Below are 17974 nucleotides of genomic sequence, written 5' to 3' on the forward strand. Positions count from 1 at the left end.
ATAAAAACCCGTGTAGCAGAGGTACTTCCGCACAAAGCACCTCCCGGGAGAGGCGCCGTTACCGCAATCATTTATTCGTCAATCGAAGCGCTCCAGCGGCTACCCCAGTCTCGGGCGCGGTCGATGTTGCGGCGGTCGCGCTTGGTGGGGCGACCCTCTTGCAGCGCGGCGGCAGGTTCGGGGGCCAGGCGCCGCTGTTCGGCGGCGCGCTCGCGGGCGGCAATGCTTTCGGGCGTTTCTTCGTACAACAGTTGCGCCACAGGGGCGGGGCCACGTGCACCGCTCAAGGCTCGCACCAGCACTGTGCGGGCCACTGGCCCCTGGCGCAGCGCCACGGTGTCACCACAGCGCAAGTCCCGGGCGGGCTTGGCGGCTTGGCCGTTCACGGTGACGCGTCCCTTCGCAATTTCCTCGGTGGCCAGGCTGCGCGTTTTGTAAAAGCGCGCACACCAAAGCCACTTGTCCAGCCGCATCGTTTCAGTCACGTTCATTCGCTCAATTGTGCCGGGTTGCCATGGGTGGCGCTGGCAAAGTGTTGCGCAAGCGGCAGGCGCACCACGGCGTCCAGCCCCAGGATTCGGGTGCCTTGCTCTCGGTTGGTGAGGGTGATGCTTCCTCCGAGCGCTTGCACGATTTCCTGGCAAATTGCCAGGCCCAGGCCGCTGCCGCTGCGCACATCGCCTGCCGAAAACGGTTGAAACAGCCGCGCTGCCAGTTCGGGTTCAATGCCCGGCCCGCAGTCGCTGATGGTGAGCGCCGTGTGATGGGCGTCACAGCGCAGGTCCACCGCCAGTTCGCTGCCGTGCGGCGCGTGGCGCACCGCGTTGTGCAGCAGGTTGCGGGTCAGTTCGCGAAGCATCCACTCATGAGCGCGCACGGGTGCGGCCTCGGTGTGGATGCCAAAGTCCAGATCACGTTGGGCGATGAGCGGGGAGATTTCCAGCGCCACGGTGCGCAGCACCTCGTCCAGCCGGGTGATGGGGGGCTCGCTTTGCTGGCGCAGTTGCTCCACCTTGGCCAGCGCCAGCATCTGGTTGGCCAGCTGTGTGGCACGGTCTACCGTGTCGCTGATTTCATGCAGGGCTTGCTCGGCAGGCATGTCGCCGCGTAGGGCCGATTGCACCTGGGTTTTGAGCACGGCCAGCGGTGTGCGCAACTGGTGCGATGCGTCGCGCACAAACCGTTTTTGGTGGCGCAGCAGATGGCGCAGCCGTTGCATCACCTGGTTGGTCGCAGCAATCAGTGGTTGCAATTCGCGCGGGGCGGTGGGGGCAGCGATGGGGCTCAAGTCACCCTCGCCACGTGCCTGTAGTTGCAGGCTCAGGTGTCGCACGGGGCGTGTGGCGCGTTGCACTACCCACAACACGGTGAAGGCAATCACTGCGATCAGCAGGGCCTGGCGCATCAAGGTCTTCCACAGAATTTGCAGTGCCAGGGTTTCACGCACCTCCAGCGTCTCTGCCACCTGGATCACGGCCATGCCGCGGCCTTCGGCACCGGCCACCGGCTGCAGTAGCACTGCCACGCGCACGGGCTGCTCGCGGAAGACGTCGTCGTAAAAATCCACCAAGGCAGCGTATGGGGGCTTGAGCGGAATCTTGCCGCGCCACTCGGGTAGGTCGCCGAACCCGGAGATCACTTCACCCCCCTGGGTAGAGATTCGGTAGAACATGTGGCTCTGGTTGTCGGCCTCGAAAGCCTCTAGTGCCGAGTAGGGCACGATGGCGCGGATCTGGGCCTCGTCGTCGTAGCCTTCCACGTCGAGCTGCTCGCTGATGCTTTTGGCCGATGCCAGCAGCGTCCGGTCGTACGCCGTGTGCAAAGACGCCAGCGTCTGGTGGTACAGGCTGTAGGTGTTGAAGCTGATGAAGGCAATCACCGGCACCAGAATGCCCAGCAACAGCCTGCGCCGCAGGGAGTGGGTGGCTTGCTGGGGTTCGCTCATGGTTTGGCTGTGTGCGTCACGCATCGGTGCGTAGCAGGTACCCCAGGCCGCGCAAGGTCATCAGGGTCAGGCCTGTGCCCACCAGTTTTTTACGCAGCCGGTACACCACCACCTCGATGGCTTCGTACTGCACATCAAGCTGACCGGGGAACACCAGTTCGTACAGCCGCTCTTTGGTCACCGCGTGCCCAGGCTGCGCCAGCAGCGCGTGCATCAGCGCCAGCTCGCGCGGAGTCAGCTCCATGACTTCGCCGTGCAGGTACAGGGCGCCACTGTCCTTGTCATAACGAATGGCGCCAATCTGCGTGATATTGCTGCCCACTGGCGTGGCGCCCGGGTCGGCACTGCGCCTTACCAAGGCGCGCAGGCGAGCTTCGAGCTCGTCCAGATCAAAGGGCTTGGGCAGGTAATCGTCAGCCCCGGCGTTCAGCCCCATCACCCGGTCGCCCACGGTGCCGCGCGCGGTGAGGATCAGCACCGGTGTGCGCAGGCCGAGGGCGCGAGCACGCTGCAGCACTTGCAGACCGTCCAGGCCGGGCAGGGTCAGGTCGAGCACCACGGCGTCGGGCACGCGCCCCACCCATTGGCTGAGAGCTGCCTTGCCATCACCCACCGCAGTCACCTCCATGCCACGCCGCGTCAGCGCGCGCTGCAAGGTGGTCTGCATGGTGGGATCGTCTTCTACTAGGAGCAATTGCATGCGCGGCACCATAGCACCGACTGGGCTGCGGTTTCCAGAGTTTTTCCAGCGGCGATACACAAAAAATGCGGGGACGGCATGCGGCCCGGTGCAACGCTCGTATGGGTGTTTTCCCTGAGTTTGCAGACAGCCTTTTGACAGGCAGGGCGCGCATCATCCAGCCATTCGCTAACCGTTCTAGGAGACACCGATGCGTCGCGATACTTTCCTCAAGTCCTTGGCCGCCATGGCCGCCGTCGGCAGCTTGCCGGTGTCGGCCCAGACGGCTGCGTTGAAGATGATGATTCCCGCCAACCCTGGCGGTGGCTGGGACACCACGGGCCGCGCCCTGGGCAAGGCCATGCAAGATGCGGGTGCCGCTTCGTCGGTGTCTTATGACAACAAGGGCGGCGCTGCGGGCGCCATCGGCCTGGCGCAGTTCGTCAATGCCAGCAAGGGTGACCCGAATGCACTGATGGTGATGGGCGCCGTGATGCTGGGCGGCATCATCACCGGCAAGCCACCGGTGGGCCTGGACAAGGTCACGCCGCTGGCACGCCTGACCAGCGAATACAACGTGTTCGTGCTGCCTGCCAACTCCCCCTTCAAGACCATGAAGGACGTGATCGAGCAGCTCAAGAAAGACCCCGGCAGCGTGAAATGGGGCGGCGGCTCGCGTGGTTCTACCGAGCACATTGCCGCTGCCATGATTGCGCGTGAAGTGGGTGTGGACCCTGCCAAAATCAACTACGTCGCGTTCCGTGGGGGTGGCGAGGCCACCGCCGCCATCCTGGGTGGCAACGTCACCATCGGCGGCAGCGGCTATAGCGAGTTCGCGGAATACATTGCCGCCGGCAAGATGCGCGCTGTGGGTGTGACGTCTTCCGCACGCCTCAAAGGCGTCAATGTGCCTACGCTCAAGGAGCAGGGCATCAACGTGGACATCGGCAACTGGCGCGGCGTGTACGGTGCCCCTGGCATCACGGCCGAACAACGCAAGGCCCTGATCGACGCGCTGTCCAAGACCTTCAAGCACAAGGCTTGGCAAGACGCGATGGAAAAGAACGGCTGGACGCCCGCATGGCTGGCTGGCGATGAGTTCTCGAACTTCGTGGACTCGGAATTTGCCAGCCTGCGTGCCACGATGGCCAAGTCCGGAATGATCTAAAACCAGCACGGCGTGCGCGGCCTTGCGCCTGCTCGAAAGAGCGGGCGCAGCGCCGCTGTGCCGCATTGCAGGTGTGTGCGAGGGAAAAACCATGACACAACAACATTCATCGCGCTCCAAGCCGCTGCAGACCCTGCTGGGTCTCGGCATCGTGGTGCTTGCTGGGGGCTTGGCCTGGGGCGCCAGCTCGGTCAGCTCGGAAGCTGGCTACGGGGGCGTTGGCCCCAACTTCTTGCCATGGGTGGTTTCGGCCGCCTTGCTGGTGTGTGGGGTATTGTGCGTCGCCCATGCGCTGACCGGTGGTTTTCGCGAACTGGAAGAGGGCTCGGGTGACGAGCGTGCGCACTGGAAGGGCTTCATCTGGGTGTCCGCCGGGCTGCTGCTCAACGCCATGCTCATCACCACCCTGGGCTTCATCCTGAGCTGCGCGTTGTGCTTCGTGCTGTCGGTGCGGGGTTTCAAAAGCTCCGAAGGTGAACTGGACTTGCGCCTGCAGGCCTGGATCAAGGATTCCGCCATTGGCATCGCGGTAGCGGCGCCGGTGTACTGGATGTTTACGCAACTGTTGGCCATCAACCTGCCCGGCCTCACCAACACGGGGTGGCTGTAAAGCCAGCACGCCATGGATACGCTCAATCTTCTGATGCAGGGGTTCATCACCGCTGCCACTCCTATCAACTTGATGTGGGCCTTTGTGGGCTGCATCATCGGCACCGCTGTGGGCGTGTTGCCCGGCATCGGCCCCGCCGTGGCCGTGGCCATGCTGCTGCCCATCACCGTCAAGGTTGAGGCCACGGCCTCCATGATCTTCTTTGGTGGCATTTATTACGGCGCCATGTACGGTGGCTCCACCACGTCCATCCTGCTGAACACGCCCGGTGAGGCGGGCTCCATGGTCACGGCCATGGAGGGCAACAAGATGGCCAAGAGCGGGCGCGCTGGCGCTGCGCTGGCCACAGCGGCGATTGGCTCGTTCGTGGCAGGCACGATTGCGACGGTGCTGGTCACGTTCTTTGCGCCGCTGGTGGCTGAATATGCTGTGCGCCTGGGTCCCCCTGAATATTTCATGCTGATGGTGCTGGCTTTCACCACCGTGAGTGCGGTGCTGGGCAAGAGCACGCTGCGTGGCATGGTGGCGTTGTTCGTCGGGCTGGCGATGGGCTTGATCGGCATCGACCAGATCACCGGCCAGGCTCGCTACACCGGTGGCGTGCCCGAGCTGATGGACGGCATCGAAGTGGTGTTGATTGCGGTGGGCCTGTTTGCCGTGGGCGAGGCGCTGTACAACGTGATGTACGAAGGCCGGGTGGACGAAACCCAGAACCGCCTGACCAGCACGCACATGACCAAGGAAGAGTGGAAGCGCTCCTGGCCCGCCTGGATTCGCGCCACCTTCATCGGCTTTCCGTTTGGCACGGTGCCTGCGGGTGGCAGCGAGATTCCGACCTTCCTGAGCTACGCGGCTGAAAAGAAGCTGAGCAAGCACAAGGAAGAATTTGGCACCACCGGCGCCATTGAGGGCGTGGCCGGCCCCGAGGCGGCCAACAACGCAGCCATCACGGCCACGCTGATTCCGCTGCTCACGCTGGGCATTCCCACGTCGAACACCACAGCCATCTTGCTGGGTGCCTTCCAGAACTACGGAATCCAGCCTGGCCCGCAGCTGTTTGACACCAACGGCGCCATGGTGTGGGCGCTGATCGCATCGATGTACATCGGCAACGTGATGCTGCTGATCCTGAACCTGCCTCTGGTGGGCTTGTGGGTCAAGTTGCTGAACATTCCCAAGTCGTACCTGTACGCCGGCATTCTGGTGTTCTCCACGCTGGGCGTGTATGGCATGCGCCAAAGCGCATTCGATCTGGTGCTGCTGTACGCGATTGGCCTCTTGGGCGTGGTCATGCGCCGCTTTGACTTCCCGGCCGCCCCGGTCGTGGTGGGCATGATCCTGGGCCCCTTGGCCGAGGCGCAGATGCGCAACGCCGTGGCGATTGGCGAAGGCAAATGGACGATCTTCCTGGAGCGCCCAGGCTCGCTCACCCTGATCGTGATCGTGCTGTGCGTGCTGATCATTCCACGCCTGCTGCGCCGCTGGGCTGCCAAGAAACTGCGGGCAATCGAGGGCAGCGCTGGCTGACAAGGCGAAGCGATAACCCCAAGGGTGTGCAGAGCGATCTGCACACCCTTTTTTCATGGGGCAGAGGAGAAGGGGAGGGAGGGTGAGAGTGCGCCGCGCAGGGCCGCAGAGCGTGGGTGCTGCGGGGTGGGAGGAGAACCGTGCCACCCACCCCCTGCACACCGGCTTCGCAAGCAGACATCAGGGGGTGGTCCCCCGATGTCCTCCCACCAGGTACTTGCTTTTGCAGCTGCCCATTGTACCCTAGAATGAGAATAATTCTTATTTGTATGGGTGGCGCATGCACACACTGTCGCAAGAGTTTCTGGCCCTGTGCCGCCAGTTGGGCGAGGCGCAAACACGTTGCAGTGAGGTGGTGGCCGAGCAGGCGGCCGAGCTGGAGCGGTTGCAGCGCGAAGTGGTGCGCTTGCGCGCAGCGGTGATCGTGCGCGATACGCAACTGGAGCAGGCCCGCGCTGCCCTGGAAGATGCCCGCCAGGCCCAGCCACCCGGACAGGCCCGGCGCAAAGACATGGCCCGCCACATTCACATGCTGGCAGAGCGTGTGGCCAGCCTCTCGCGCGAATGCCTGCGCTGGCGGCTGCAGGTCACCGTGCAGGATGTTTCTGAGCCTGCCGTGCTATCGCAGGATGAGGCAGTTGCGCCCGCCGCACACCCCATGCCCGCACACCAGCCGCCCCACGCTCTGGAAGAAAGCCTGGCTGCGGCCGACCTGGTGATCTGCCAGACCGGCTGCATCAGCCACGACGACTACTGGCGCGTGCAAGACCATTGCCGCCGCACAGGCAAGCCCTGCATTCTGGTGGACCAGGCGGCATTGCCTTCTGCAGTGCAGGGCCCCGGCCAGCAAGTGGTGGTGCTGCGCCTGGCGGGTGGTGCGCGTTCAGCGTTGTCCCACGCTGTACTGCCTGCAGTGCAGGATTGATAGCCAAAACAGCCTCTGGCGCCTTTGCAATAAGCGCTGGCAGCTATTCTTTTGATAGTGGTTGGGCTAATCGTGAAGAGGCTGGGCCGCCTTTGGGCTGGCGGTGGCCCACGCCAGACCCGCGAGAGCATCACGCTACCATCGCATCCATGCCCGCGCTTCCCGACGACACCCCCGCATTGCCGCTCGATGCCCAAAGCATTCTGGAGCTGGCGGCGCGCTCCATGTTCCAGCTGTTTTCCAGCGTCAGCCAGGGCATGTTCCTGGTTGATCGCACCTGCCGCATCGTGTGGGTGAACGAGGGCTATCAGCGCTTCCTGCCCGATCTGGGCTTTTCGTCGCTGGACCAGTTCCTGGGCCGCACGGTGGAAGAGGTCATCCCCAACACCCAGATGCGCCGTGTGCTGGAAACGGGCCAGCCTGTGCTGATTGATTTGCTCACCAACAAGGCGGGCACCTTTGTGGTCAGCCGCATTCCGCTGCGCGACGAGGCCGACCGCGTGATCGGCGCCATCGGCATCGTGCTGTTTGACCACCCCGAGACCACGCTGCAACCCCTCATCAGCAAGTTTGCGCTGCTGCAGCGCGACCTGGACGATGCCCGGCGCGAGCTGGCCAGCCAGCGCCGCCGCACGCTGGCCGTGGCGGGGGATGGAGAGCGCCGCGCCAAGTACACCTTTGCCAGCTTCATCGGCTCCAGCCCCGCAGCGGCCGAGGTCAAGCGCCAGGCGCGGCGTGCTGCGCAGTCGAGCAGCCCGGTGCTGCTGCTGGGTGAAACGGGCACGGGCAAAGAGCTGCTGGCGCACGCCATCCACGCTGCGTCCAGCCGCGCCAGTGGTCCCTTTGTCAGCGTCAACATCGCAGCGGTGCCCGACACGCTGCTCGAAGCCGAATTCTTCGGCGTGGCCCCCGGCGCCTACACCGGTGCCGACCGCAAGGGGCGCGACGGCAAGTTCAAGCTGGCCGATGGCGGAACGCTGTTCCTCGATGAAATCGGCGACATGCCGCAAAGTCTGCAGGCCAAGCTGCTGCGGGCGCTGCAAGAGGGCGAGATCGAGCCGTTGGGCAGCAACAAGCTGGTGCCTTTTGATGTGCGCATCATCGCCGCCACTTCGCGCGATCTGGGTGTGCTGGTGCGCGAGGGCCGGTTCCGCGAAGACCTGTTCTACCGCCTGCATGTGCTGCCCGTGCGCGTGCCGCCGCTGCGGGTGCGGCGCAGCGACATCCCGGCGCTGGTGGAATCCCTGGGCGAAGACCTGGCCCTGCGCAACGGCACCGCGCCGCCCGAACTGGCCCCCGATGCCCTGGCCCTGTTGGCCGGCCAGCCCTGGCGCGGCAACATCCGCGAGCTGCGCAACGTGCTGGAGCAGGCCGTGATGCGCAGCGACGCCAGCACCATCGACGCCGAGCAACTCGCCCGCGTGCTGCGCGAAGCCGGGGTAGAGCCCGCTGCCCCTGCGCCGGTGATGGACCACCCCGCGCCCGATGCCGACGGCGAATCCCGCTACCTGCGGCCCCTGGCCGAGCAGGTGGCCGAGCTGGAGCGCAAGGCCATCGCCGCCGCCTTCAAGGCCCATGGCGGCAACAAGCTGGCCACGGCGCGGCAGCTGGGTATCTCGCGCGCCACCTTGTACGAACGTCTGGAAAACCCTGATTGGAAATCAGCCATTTGACTGAATTTCAGACAAATAGATTGTCTGAAATTCAGGCATTCTGAGCACGAGGCAGGCGCTTTGGTCGGCGCGGGGTGATTCAAATCAAGCACTTAGCGCGGGTGTGTAGTGTGGTGGGCTGCTGGCATGGACTGTGCACTGGTGGCTTGCACAACCACAGGAGACATTCGCCATGCAACGCCGCACCCTGGTCACCGCCACCGCCTTTGCTGCCACCGCACTCGCCGCCATCGCGGTCCCTTCGTGGGCCCAGTCGGGCGAAATCCGCATCGCCCACGTGTACAGCAAGACCGGTGCGTTGGAGGCCTACGGCAAGCAGACGCAGATTGGCCTGATGATGGGCCTGGAGTACGCCACCGGCGGCACGATGCAGGTGGCGGGCAAGAAGCTGGTGGTGATCGAGAAAGACGACCAGGGCAAGCCTGACCTGGGCAAGAGCCTGCTGGCCTCGGCCTATTCCGACGACAAGGCCGACATCGCCGTCGGCCCCACCTCCAGCGGCGTGGCGCTGGCGCTGCTGCCCGTGGCCGAGGAATACAAAAAGATCTTGCTGGTGGAGCCCGCTGCGGCTGATGCCATCACTGGCGACAAGTGGAACAAATACATCTTCCGCACCGGCCGCAACAGCAGCCAGGATGCCATCAGCAACGCCGTGGCGGTGGACAAGGCGGGCACCACCATCGTCACGCTGGCGCAAGACTACGCCTTTGGCCGCGACGGCGTGAAGGCCTTCAAGGAAGCCATCAAGAACGCCAAGCTGGTGCACGAGGAATACCTGCCGCAAAACACCACCGACTTCACCGCAGGTATCCAGCGCGTGGTCGACAAGCTCAAGGACCAGCCCGGCCGCAAGGTGGTGATGGTGATCTGGGCTGGTGGCACGCCGCCCTACGCCGCGCTAGCTGCACAAGAGCTGTCCAAGCGCTTCGGCATTGACGTGGCCTCGGGCGGCAACATCCTTTCCGCCATGGCCAGCTACAAGGCCTTCCCGGGCATGGAAGGGGCCACGTACTACTACTTCGGCATCCCCAAGAACCCCGTGAACGAAGCGCTGGTGGCGATGCACTACAAGCAGTTCAAGGCCCCGCCAGACTTCTTCACCGCCGGGGGCTTCTCCTCGGCCATGGCGCTGGTCACCGCCCTCAAGGCCACCAATGGCGAGACCAGCACCAACAAGCTCATCAAGACGATGGAAGGCATGAGCTTTGACACGCCCAAGGGCAAGATGACCTTCCGCAAGGAAGACCACCAGGCCCTGCAGAGCATGTACCACTTCAAGATCAAGGTGGACCCGGCGTTTGCCTGGGGCGTGCCCGAGCTGGTGCGCGAGATCAAGCCCGAAGAGATGAACGTTCCGATCCGGAACAAGCGCTGATTGCGCTGAAACAGCGGCTGTGTGGGGCGCGATGGCCCTGCGCAGTTTGCTACTCACTTTTTGATAGCTGCTTGCGCTTGATGGATAAGCCATAGAGGCTGTTTTGACCTTGATCTTTGTGCTGGCCTGCCGTTTGCCTCCACACCACCTGCTGCCCCCATGCTTGCAACCCACAACCTGACCATCCGCTTTGGCGGCCATGTGGCGGTCAATGGTGTGACCTGTGCCTTTGCGCCGGGCACGCTCACCGCCATCGTGGGCCCCAATGGCGCGGGCAAGACGACGTACTTCAACCTCATCTCGGGCCAGCTCAAGGCCAGTGCGGGCAGCGTGCAACTCGGCGGGCAAGACCTGACGGCGCTCAGCCCCTCGGCCCGCACCCGTGCGGGGCTGGGCCGGGCGTTTCAGCTCACCAACCTGTTCCCCAACCTGAGCGTGCTGGAGAACGTGCGCCTGGCCGTGCAGGCCACGCAGGGCGGGGCGCACCGCCGGGGGCTCAACCTGTGGAGCATCTGGAGCGACCACCGCCACCTCACCGAGCGGGCCGAATCCATCCTGCGCAGCGTGGCCCTGTTCGAGCGGCGCGATACGCCCGTGGCTAGCCTGCCGCATGGCGACCAGCGCAAGCTGGAAGTGGCCTTGCTCATGGCGCTGGAGCCACAGGTCTACATGTTTGACGAACCCACCGCGGGCATGAGCCACGACGAGGCCCCGGTGATCCTGAACCTGATCCGCGAACTGAAGAAGGACAAGACCAAGATCATCCTGCTGGTGGAGCACAAGATGGACGTGGTGCGCGAGCTGGCCGACCGCATCATCGTGCTGACCAACGGCACGCTGGTGGCCGATGGCGCACCCGCCGAGGTGATCGCATCGCCCGTGGTGCAGGAGGCGTACCTGGGCATCAGCAAGGACGCCGACAAGGACGCAGAGAAGGAGGCCGCATGAGCAGCACTGCCAACCTGCTGGAACTCCAAGGCGTGCACACGCACATTGGGGCGTACCACATCCTGCACGGCGTGGACCTCGCCATTCCCAAGGGCCAGCTCACCATGCTGCTGGGCCGCAACGGCGCGGGCAAGACGACCACGCTGCGCACCATCATGGGCCTGTGGCAGGCCTCGCAGGGCAGCATCCACTTCAACGGGCGCGACATCACGCGCCTGCACACACCGCAGATTGCGGGGCTCAACATTGCCTACGTGCCAGAAAACATGGGCATCTTTGCCGACCTGACGGTGAAGGAAAACCTGCTGCTGGCCGCACGCAAGGCCAGCAACGCAGCGCAGATGGACGCCGCCCGGCTGCAATGGATCTTCCGGCTGTTCCCGGCCGTGGAGAAGTTCTGGAACCACCCCGCAGGCAAGCTCAGCGGCGGTCAAAAGCAGATGGTGGCCGTGGCCCGCGCCATCATCGAGCCGCGCGATCTGCTCATCGTGGACGAGCCCAGCAAAGGCCTGGCCCCCGCCATCATCAACAACATGATCGAGGCGTTCGACCAGCTCAAAAAGAGCGGCGTCACCATCCTGCTGGTTGAGCAGAACATCCACTTTGCCAAGCGCCTGGGCGACACCGTGGCGGTGATGGACAACGGCCGCGTGGTGCACGCAGGCAGCATGGCCGCGCTGGCGGCGGACGAGGCATTGCAGCAGTCGCTGTTGGGGCTGTCGCTATGAATATCAAACCAAATCGCCCTCTGGCGCTTATCCATAAAGCGCAACCAGCTATCAAAAAAGTAGCAATTCAGAACCGAACCGGAGGCCACGCATGACTGCCAGCGATTTCGACTGGAAGCCCCTGGCGCTGGTGCCGCTGCTCGCGCTCGTCACGCTGCCGCTGGTGGGCTCGCCCAGCACCTGGCTCACGCTCACGGTGGCGGGGCTGGCCATGGGCATGATCATCTTCATCATCGCCTCGGGCCTCACGCTGGTGTTTGGGCTGATGGACGTGCTCAACTTTGGCCACGGCGTGTTCATTGCGCTGGGCGCCTTTGTGGCCACCAGCGTGCTGGGCGCGATGGGCGACTGGACGGGCTCGGCCGAGCTGTGGCGCAACATGGTGGCCGTGTTGCCCGCCATGCTGGTGGCCATGGCGGTGGCAGGCGCGCTGGGCCTGGCGTTTGAGCGCTTCATCGTGCGGCCCGTGTACGGCCAGCACCTCAAGCAGATCCTCATCACCATGGGCGGCATGATCATTGGCGAGGAACTCATCAAGGTCATCTGGGGCCCCCAGCAAATCCCGCTGCCGCTGCCGGGCGGCATGCGCGGCTCGCTGCTGCTGGGTGATGCCGCCATCGAAAAGTACCGGCTGGTGGCCGTGGCCGTGGGCCTGGTGGTGTTTGGCGTGCTGGCCTGGACGCTCTCGCGCACCAAGGTCGGCCTGCTCATCCGCGCCGGGGTGCAAGACCGCGAGATGGTCGAAAGCCTGGGCTATCGCATTCGCCGCCTGTTTGTGGCCGTGTTTGTGGTGGGCTCGGCCCTGGCGGGGCTGGGCGGGGTGATGTGGGGCCTGTACCAGCAAAACGTGGTGCCGCAGATGGGCGCGCAGGTCAACGTGCTGATCTTCATCGTCATCATCATCGGCGGCTTGGGCAGCACGGGCGGGGCGCTGATTGGCGCGCTACTGGTGGGCCTCATGGCCAACTACACCGGCTTTCTGGTCCCCAAGGTGGCGCTGTTTTCCAACATCGCGCTCATGGTCGCCATCCTGCTTTGGCGCCCGCAGGGTGTGTACCCGGTCACGAACAGATGAAACACCCCCTGAGTCGCTTCGCGCCTTCCCCCTGGAAGGGGGACGCCGCCCGTGCGGCGGGGCGGTGCGGCCGGCTCAGGCCCTTGCACGGCGGCCGCTGGCCTGGAGCGCGCCCGTTGCTGGCGCAGTGATCCGTGAACAGTACGGTGACAAACGGAAAGGCAAGCATGTTGAACCGACTTCTCTCTGGTGACTATCCGCGCAGCAAGGTGCTGGCGGCCATCTTGCTGGCCGTGCTGCTGGGCCTGGCGTTGGCGCCGTTTCTGTTTCCGGGCGTCAAGGCGTTGAACGTGGCGGCCAAGGTGCTGGTGTTTGTGGTGCTGGTGGCCAGCTTTGACTTGCTGCTGGGCTACACCGGCATCGTCAGCTTTGCGCACACCATGTTCTTTGGCATCGGTGCCTACGGCATTGCCGTGGCCACCACGCGCATGGGGCCGACGTGGTCGGCCCTGCTGGTGGGCGTGGGCGGGGCGCTGCTGCTGTCGCTGCTCCTGTCGCTGGCGGTGGGCCTGTTCTCGCTGCGGGTGCGGGCCATCTTTTTCGCCATGATCACGCTGGCCGTGGCCGCGGCGTTCCAGACGCTGGCCTCGCAGCTGTCTGACATCACCGGGGGCGAAGACGGCCTCACCTTCAAGGTGCCCGAGGTGCTGTCGCCCAGCTTTGAGCCGTTTGACGATCCGTTTCTGGGCGTCACGGTGGATGGGCGGCTGATTTGCTACTACCTGCTGTTCGTCACGGCAGTGGTGCTGGTGCTGGCGCTGCTGCGCATCGTCAATTCGCCCTTCGGCCGGGTGCTGCAGGCCATCCGCGAAAACGAGTTCCGCGCCGAAGCGATTGGCTACCGCGTGGTGGTGTTCCGCACCACGTCCAGCGTGCTGTCGGCCCTGTTCGCCACGCTGGCGGGCTGCATGCTGGCGCTCTGGCTGCGCTACAACGGGCCAGACACCTCGCTCAGTTTTGAAATCATGATGGACTGCCTGCTCATCGTCGTTATCGGCGGCATGGGCACCCTCTACGGCTCGGTCATCGGTGCCGTGCTCTTCCTGGTGGCGCAAAGCTACCTGCAGGATCTGCTGCGCCTGGCCAGCGAGGCCGCCGGCGGCTTGCCCTGGCTGGCGGCGCTGCTCTCGCCCGACCGCTGGCTGCTGTGGCTGGGCGTCTTGTTTGTTTTGTCGGTGTACTACTTTCCCACAGGCGTCGTTGGGCGTCTGCGATCCCTGCGTGCTGCACGCTGAGCACGCTCCTTTGTGTCAGTAGAAAAATGAGGAGACAACATGATGAGAGCGAATCTGCAAAAACACCGCATCGCCCACTGGGCGCTGACGGCCTTGGCGGGCGCGGTGCTGACCGCGTGTGGCGGCTCTGACGCCCCCACGAATGACCTGCCCGCAGGCATCACGCAAGTCAGCAGCACGGTGTACCCCGCCACCGCTGCAGGCAAGGGCGACACCGCTGCCACGCAAGACTTGCTGACGGGCGGCATCGGCAAAACCGGCCTGGGCCTGGCCACCGCGCCCGCCTATGCCGACCCTGCCAACCCCACGGCGGCCGAGCTGCGCCGCAACGCGTTGTATTCCAACTACCGCGGCATTCTGGACGGCACCACTGCTGGCGGCTACGGCAGCCTGTATGGCCCCAATGTGACGGCCACGGGCACCGTGACCAGCAGCGAGGGCCTGATTCCTGGCCGTGAATATGTGGCCGTGCTCGACGACGGCTCGGGCCGCAAGAGGACCGTGATTGCCGTGCAGGTGCCCGACAGCTTCAACCCCGCCAACCCATGTGTGGTGCTGGGCGCTTCGTCCGGTTCGCGCGGTGTGTATGGCGCCATCGGCACCGCAGGCGAGTGGGGCTTGAAGAAGGGCTGCGCCGTGGCACTGACCGATGCCGGCAAGGGCGTGGGCATTCATGACCTGACCGATGACACCGTGCACAAGGTCGATGGCACCCGCGCCACCCGCACGGCGGCGGGCTCGCTGTCGTTCTTTGCTGCCAACATCACCGATGCAGCGCGCGCTGCCTACAACGCGCTGTTCCCCAACCGCCTGGCCATCAAGCATGTGCATTCGCAAATGAACCCTGAGAAAGACTGGGGCAGCGACACGCTCGCGGCCGGCCGTTATGCCCTGTACGTGCTCAATGAGCGCTATGGCACCGACGCCAACCGCGTGCCGTTCACCACCGACAACACCATCGTGATTGCGGGCTCCGCATCCAATGGCGGTGCTGCCTCGCTGCGCGCGGCCGAGCAGGACACCAGCGGCCTGATCGACGGCGTGGTGGCCTCCGAGCCTGTGACCGAAATGCCCACCGCCAGCGGCTACGGCATCCAGTTTGGCGGCGCTGCCGTGGTGGGCTATGGCAAGACCCTGGCCGACTTCACCACCTTCGGCAACATCTACCAGCCCTGCGCAGCCCTGGCGCCCGGTGCGGCGCTGACCGAAACCTCGATCTTCAACTACATCGGCCTGGTGGGCATGACTGCCCGCGCCACGGCGCGCTGCGATAGCCTGGCCGCCAAGGGGCTGGTCAGCGGCGCCGACACGGCTGCCCGCGCGCAAGACGCCTTGAACAAGCTGCGCGCCTTCGGCTGGACGCCTGAGACCGACCAGATGCACAACGCCCACTATGCGCTGGGCAACGGCCCCATCCTGTCGGCCATGTACCCCGTGAGCTACGGCCGCTTTGCGGTGGACGCCAACGTGTGCAACACCAGCTTTGCCTCGGTGAATGCTACGGGGGTTCCCGTCGCTGCGAGCCCTGCAGCCCTGGCGCAGAGCTTTGCCACGGCCAATGGCACTTCCAACGGCACGCCGGTTTCGGTGGTCTACAACGATTCGGTGGGCGGCGCGAAGTCGTGGCAGTTTGCGGTGTCGCCATCCACCGGCATGGCTGACTTTGGCCTGGACAACGCCCTGTGCCAGCGCGCGCTGGTGACGGGCGTGGACTCGGTGACCGGCGCTGCGCTCACGGCCAGCAGCACCCCCACCAAGGCGCAGAGCGACGCCGTGCGTGCCGGCATTGCCGAGGTGGTGCTCAACGGCAACCTGCGTGGCAAGCCCACCATCATCGTCAGCGGCCGCAGTGATGCGCTGGTGCCGGTAAACAACAACTCGCGTGCTTACACGGCCTACAACCGCGTGGTCGAAGGTGCGTCCACCAAGCTGCGCTACATCGAGGTGACCCACGGCCAGCATTTCGACACCTTCCTGCCCTTCAGCGGGTTTGATACGCGCTTTGTGCCGCTGCATCCGTACTTCAACCAGGCGATGGACGCGATGTACGCCCACTTGAAGTCAGGCAGCGCGCTGCCCGCCAGCCAGGTGGTGCGCACCACCCCGCGTGGTGGTGTGCCGGGCGCGGCTCCCGCCATCACGGCAGCCAACGTGCCGCCCTTTGTGGCAGCACCTGCTGCAGGTGACCAGATCGGCTTTGTGGGCACATCCGTCAGCGTGCCTAACTGATCCGAGCGCGCGGCGCCGGGCCCCTCGCAGGTGCCCGGCCCGCAATGTTTTGCCAACCCATGCTCCACACCATGTCCCCATCGTCACGCTACATCCGCTGTGCGGGTTACGAAATCCACGTCACCGAATGGGGCGCGGCGGAAGCCCCCGTGGTGGTGGCATGGCATGGTCTGGCGCGCACCGGGCGCGATATGGACGAGCTGGCCCGCCACCTGGCGCCGCGCTACCGCGTCATTTGCCCCGATACGCTGGGCCGGGGCCTCAGCCAATGGGCTGCGCGCCCAGCCGAGGAGTACTGCCTTGCGTTTTATGCGCGCCTTGCAGCAGACCTTTTCGACGAACTTGGCATTGAAATAGCCCAATGGGTGGGTACCAGCATGGGCGGCGCCATCGGCACCGTGTGTGCGGCTGGCATCTATGAACCGCGCCTGCAGGGCCGCATCACCCGCTTGTTGCTCAACGACAATGCGCCCGAACTCGCGCCCGCCGCCCTGCAGCGCATCCGTGCGTACGCGGGCCAGCCGCCAGCGTTTGACACCGTGCTGGAACTGGAAACGTTTTTCCGGCAGGTGTACCAGCCCTATGGCTGGCTGAGCGATGCGCAGTGGCGCCACCTTACCGAAACCTCCACCCGGCGCCTGCCCGACGGCCGGGTCACGCCGCACTACGACCCGGCCATGGTGCAGCAGTTCACCCACCATGAAAACGATTACCTGATCTGGGACCACTATGACCGGCTGCACATCCCCGTGCTGTGTCTGCGCGGGGTGGACTCCGACCTGGTCTTGCCCGCCACGATTGCCGAAATGCACCGCCGGGGCCCTGGCCAGCGGGGCCTGCTGCAGGTGGTGGAAGTGCCCGGCTGCGGCCACGCACCGGCGCTAAATGTGCCCGCGCACTTCGCGCTGGTGGATGGCTTCTTGGCCGCTGGCTGAAGCGCGCGCCGCGCGGTGGGGGCGTTGCTCAGTCTTTGCGCGGCCCAATGCCGCAGCCCAGCGCCTGGCTCAATTGCTCGGCCGGAATGGCCCAGTCGGCATCGGCAGCTATGGCCTCGCGCAAAAACTTGGCCTGCGCAGGCGTCCATATGGCAACGTCTGGCAGTGTGAAGTTCACCGCCGTGGTGCGGTGGGTGGCGATGAAGGTGGTCATCGACGCTTCGTCTGAAGGCAGGCCCAGCTGCTCAAACAGGTCGGACATGGTGTGAATCCCGAGTTCCATGGTGTTCCTCAATAGCTCAGCGATAACAACGCGTGCAGCAAAGCCCGCGTCTGGTGGCTGCAGCGCCCCTGGGGGCGCTTGTGCAGTGCTTTATTGCAGCACTGCCTTCGCGCGCACCGTGTAGGACACCCGCGCACGTGGAGGGAGGGCGCCCGCGGCAGTACCAGTGGAGTGCTCAGGAGTGGATGAGGCGGTTTGCCACTGCCAATGGAGCCGCCAGAAAAAAGGGCCGAGGTATTGGCCCGGCCCTTGAAAGAGATTTTGAGAGATCAGGCCGTCACAGGCCCAGTTGCTGCAGCGCTGCCTGCAACCCGGTGAGCCCACCCACGCGCTGGTCGTTGATGAACACCTGTGGCATCTGCCGCACGGCGGGGCCGCACTTGGCGTAGAAGGCCAGGCGTTCGGCTTCATCGTCGATCTTGATTTCTTCGTAGGGCAACGAGCGCGCCTTCAACAGGCTCTTGGCCGATTCGCACTGGGGGCAGGCGGACTTGGAATAAACGGTGATCTTGAGGGTCATGGGTGCCAAGTTTAAGCGGCGGCGCGGGCGGGTGTAGGCGGGGCTGCCAATGGCCTGCGCAGGTTGGTCCAGGGGCAAGGCGTGCAGCTTCGTGGTGCTTGGTTTGTTTGGTATACCAT

The 17974-nt window shown here is 64.8% G+C and carries 17 protein-coding genes; 12 read left to right on the forward strand and 5 right to left on the reverse strand.

All coding sequences use genetic code 11. From position 1 onward, the window contains the following. Positions 1-71: 71 nt before the first annotated feature. From IHV84_RS15730 to IHV84_RS15740, 3 genes are read right to left on the reverse strand one after another with little or no spacing between them, the layout of a single operon-like run. A complete protein-coding gene (locus IHV84_RS15730; RefSeq protein WP_044401223.1) occupies positions 72-491 on the reverse strand; it encodes an RNA-binding S4 domain-containing protein in 420 nt (139 codons plus the stop codon). Then, positions 488-1945, reverse strand: a complete 1458-nt coding sequence (locus tag IHV84_RS15735; RefSeq protein WP_198847557.1) for a sensor histidine kinase — start codon at positions 1943-1945, stop codon at positions 488-490. Before IHV84_RS15735 ends, IHV84_RS15730 begins: the two co-directional genes overlap by 4 nt. 16 nt (positions 1946-1961) lie before the next feature. Continuing rightward, the gene (locus IHV84_RS15740; protein ID WP_233100063.1) at positions 1962-2645 is read right to left on the reverse strand and encodes a response regulator transcription factor; all 684 of its coding nucleotides are present in this window, start codon (positions 2643-2645) and stop codon (positions 1962-1964) included. A gap of 190 nt (positions 2646-2835) precedes the next feature. On the opposite strand from IHV84_RS15740, the gene IHV84_RS15745 reads away from it, so the two are divergent. From IHV84_RS15745 to IHV84_RS15800, 12 genes are all read left to right on the forward strand, one after another. Continuing rightward, positions 2836-3792 (forward strand): tripartite tricarboxylate transporter substrate binding protein, encoded by a 957-nt coding sequence (locus IHV84_RS15745; protein WP_044401225.1) that lies wholly within the window; start codon positions 2836-2838, stop codon positions 3790-3792. 91 nt (positions 3793-3883) lie between these two features. Further along, a complete protein-coding gene (locus IHV84_RS15750; protein WP_066787517.1) occupies positions 3884-4402 on the forward strand; it encodes a tripartite tricarboxylate transporter TctB family protein in 519 nt (172 codons plus the stop codon). 12 nt (positions 4403-4414) lie between these two features. Then, on the forward strand, positions 4415-5929 hold the full coding sequence (locus tag IHV84_RS15755) for a tripartite tricarboxylate transporter permease (RefSeq protein ID WP_066787510.1): 1515 nt from the start codon (positions 4415-4417) through the stop codon (positions 5927-5929). Positions 5930-6209: 280 nt separating this feature from the next. After that, a complete protein-coding gene (locus IHV84_RS15760; protein ID WP_198847559.1) occupies positions 6210-6854 on the forward strand; it encodes a DUF2325 domain-containing protein in 645 nt (214 codons plus the stop codon). Between the two features lie 149 nt (positions 6855-7003). Further along, entirely contained in the window at positions 7004-8527 is a 1524-nt protein-coding gene (locus tag IHV84_RS15765; protein WP_198847560.1) for a sigma-54-dependent Fis family transcriptional regulator, read from the forward strand. 172 nt (positions 8528-8699) lie between these two features. After that, positions 8700-9902 (forward strand): substrate-binding domain-containing protein, encoded by a 1203-nt coding sequence (locus IHV84_RS15770; protein ID WP_198847561.1) that lies wholly within the window; start codon positions 8700-8702, stop codon positions 9900-9902. 159 nt (positions 9903-10061) lie between these two features. After that, a complete protein-coding gene (locus IHV84_RS15775; protein WP_142081206.1) occupies positions 10062-10850 on the forward strand; it encodes an ABC transporter ATP-binding protein in 789 nt (262 codons plus the stop codon). Continuing rightward, the gene (locus IHV84_RS15780; protein WP_198847562.1) at positions 10847-11578 is read left to right on the forward strand and encodes an ABC transporter ATP-binding protein; all 732 of its coding nucleotides are present in this window, start codon (positions 10847-10849) and stop codon (positions 11576-11578) included. The genes IHV84_RS15775 and IHV84_RS15780 overlap by 4 nt, the downstream gene beginning before the upstream one ends. Before the next feature lie 91 nt (positions 11579-11669). Then, positions 11670-12653, forward strand: a complete 984-nt coding sequence (locus IHV84_RS15785; protein WP_198847563.1) for a branched-chain amino acid ABC transporter permease — start codon at positions 11670-11672, stop codon at positions 12651-12653. A gap of 167 nt (positions 12654-12820) precedes the next feature. Then, positions 12821-13888 carry a branched-chain amino acid ABC transporter permease gene (locus IHV84_RS15790; RefSeq protein ID WP_198847564.1) on the forward strand — a complete coding sequence of 356 codons (1068 nt, stop codon included), beginning with the start codon at positions 12821-12823 and terminating at the stop codon, positions 13886-13888. Positions 13889-13930: 42 nt separating this feature from the next. After that, a complete protein-coding gene (locus tag IHV84_RS15795; protein ID WP_198847565.1) occupies positions 13931-16117 on the forward strand; it encodes a 3-hydroxybutyrate oligomer hydrolase family protein in 2187 nt (728 codons plus the stop codon). A 71-nt stretch (positions 16118-16188) separates the two neighbouring features. After that, a complete protein-coding gene (locus IHV84_RS15800) occupies positions 16189-17052 on the forward strand; it encodes an alpha/beta fold hydrolase (protein ID WP_198847566.1) in 864 nt (287 codons plus the stop codon). Positions 17053-17080: 28 nt separating this feature from the next. Here IHV84_RS15800 and IHV84_RS15805 read toward each other — a convergent pair whose 3' ends face one another. Next, on the reverse strand, positions 17081-17335 hold the full coding sequence (locus tag IHV84_RS15805; protein ID WP_066699258.1) for a DUF2789 family protein: 255 nt from the start codon (positions 17333-17335) through the stop codon (positions 17081-17083). A 277-nt stretch (positions 17336-17612) separates the two neighbouring features. Beyond that, on the reverse strand, positions 17613-17933 hold the full coding sequence (locus IHV84_RS15810; RefSeq protein ID WP_233100064.1) for a glutaredoxin: 321 nt from the start codon (positions 17931-17933) through the stop codon (positions 17613-17615). Between the last annotated feature and the right edge of the window lie 41 nt (positions 17934-17974).

Source organism: Acidovorax sp. IB03 (assembly GCF_016406015.1).
Classification (GTDB): domain Bacteria; phylum Pseudomonadota; class Gammaproteobacteria; order Burkholderiales; family Burkholderiaceae_C; genus Acidovorax; species Acidovorax temperans.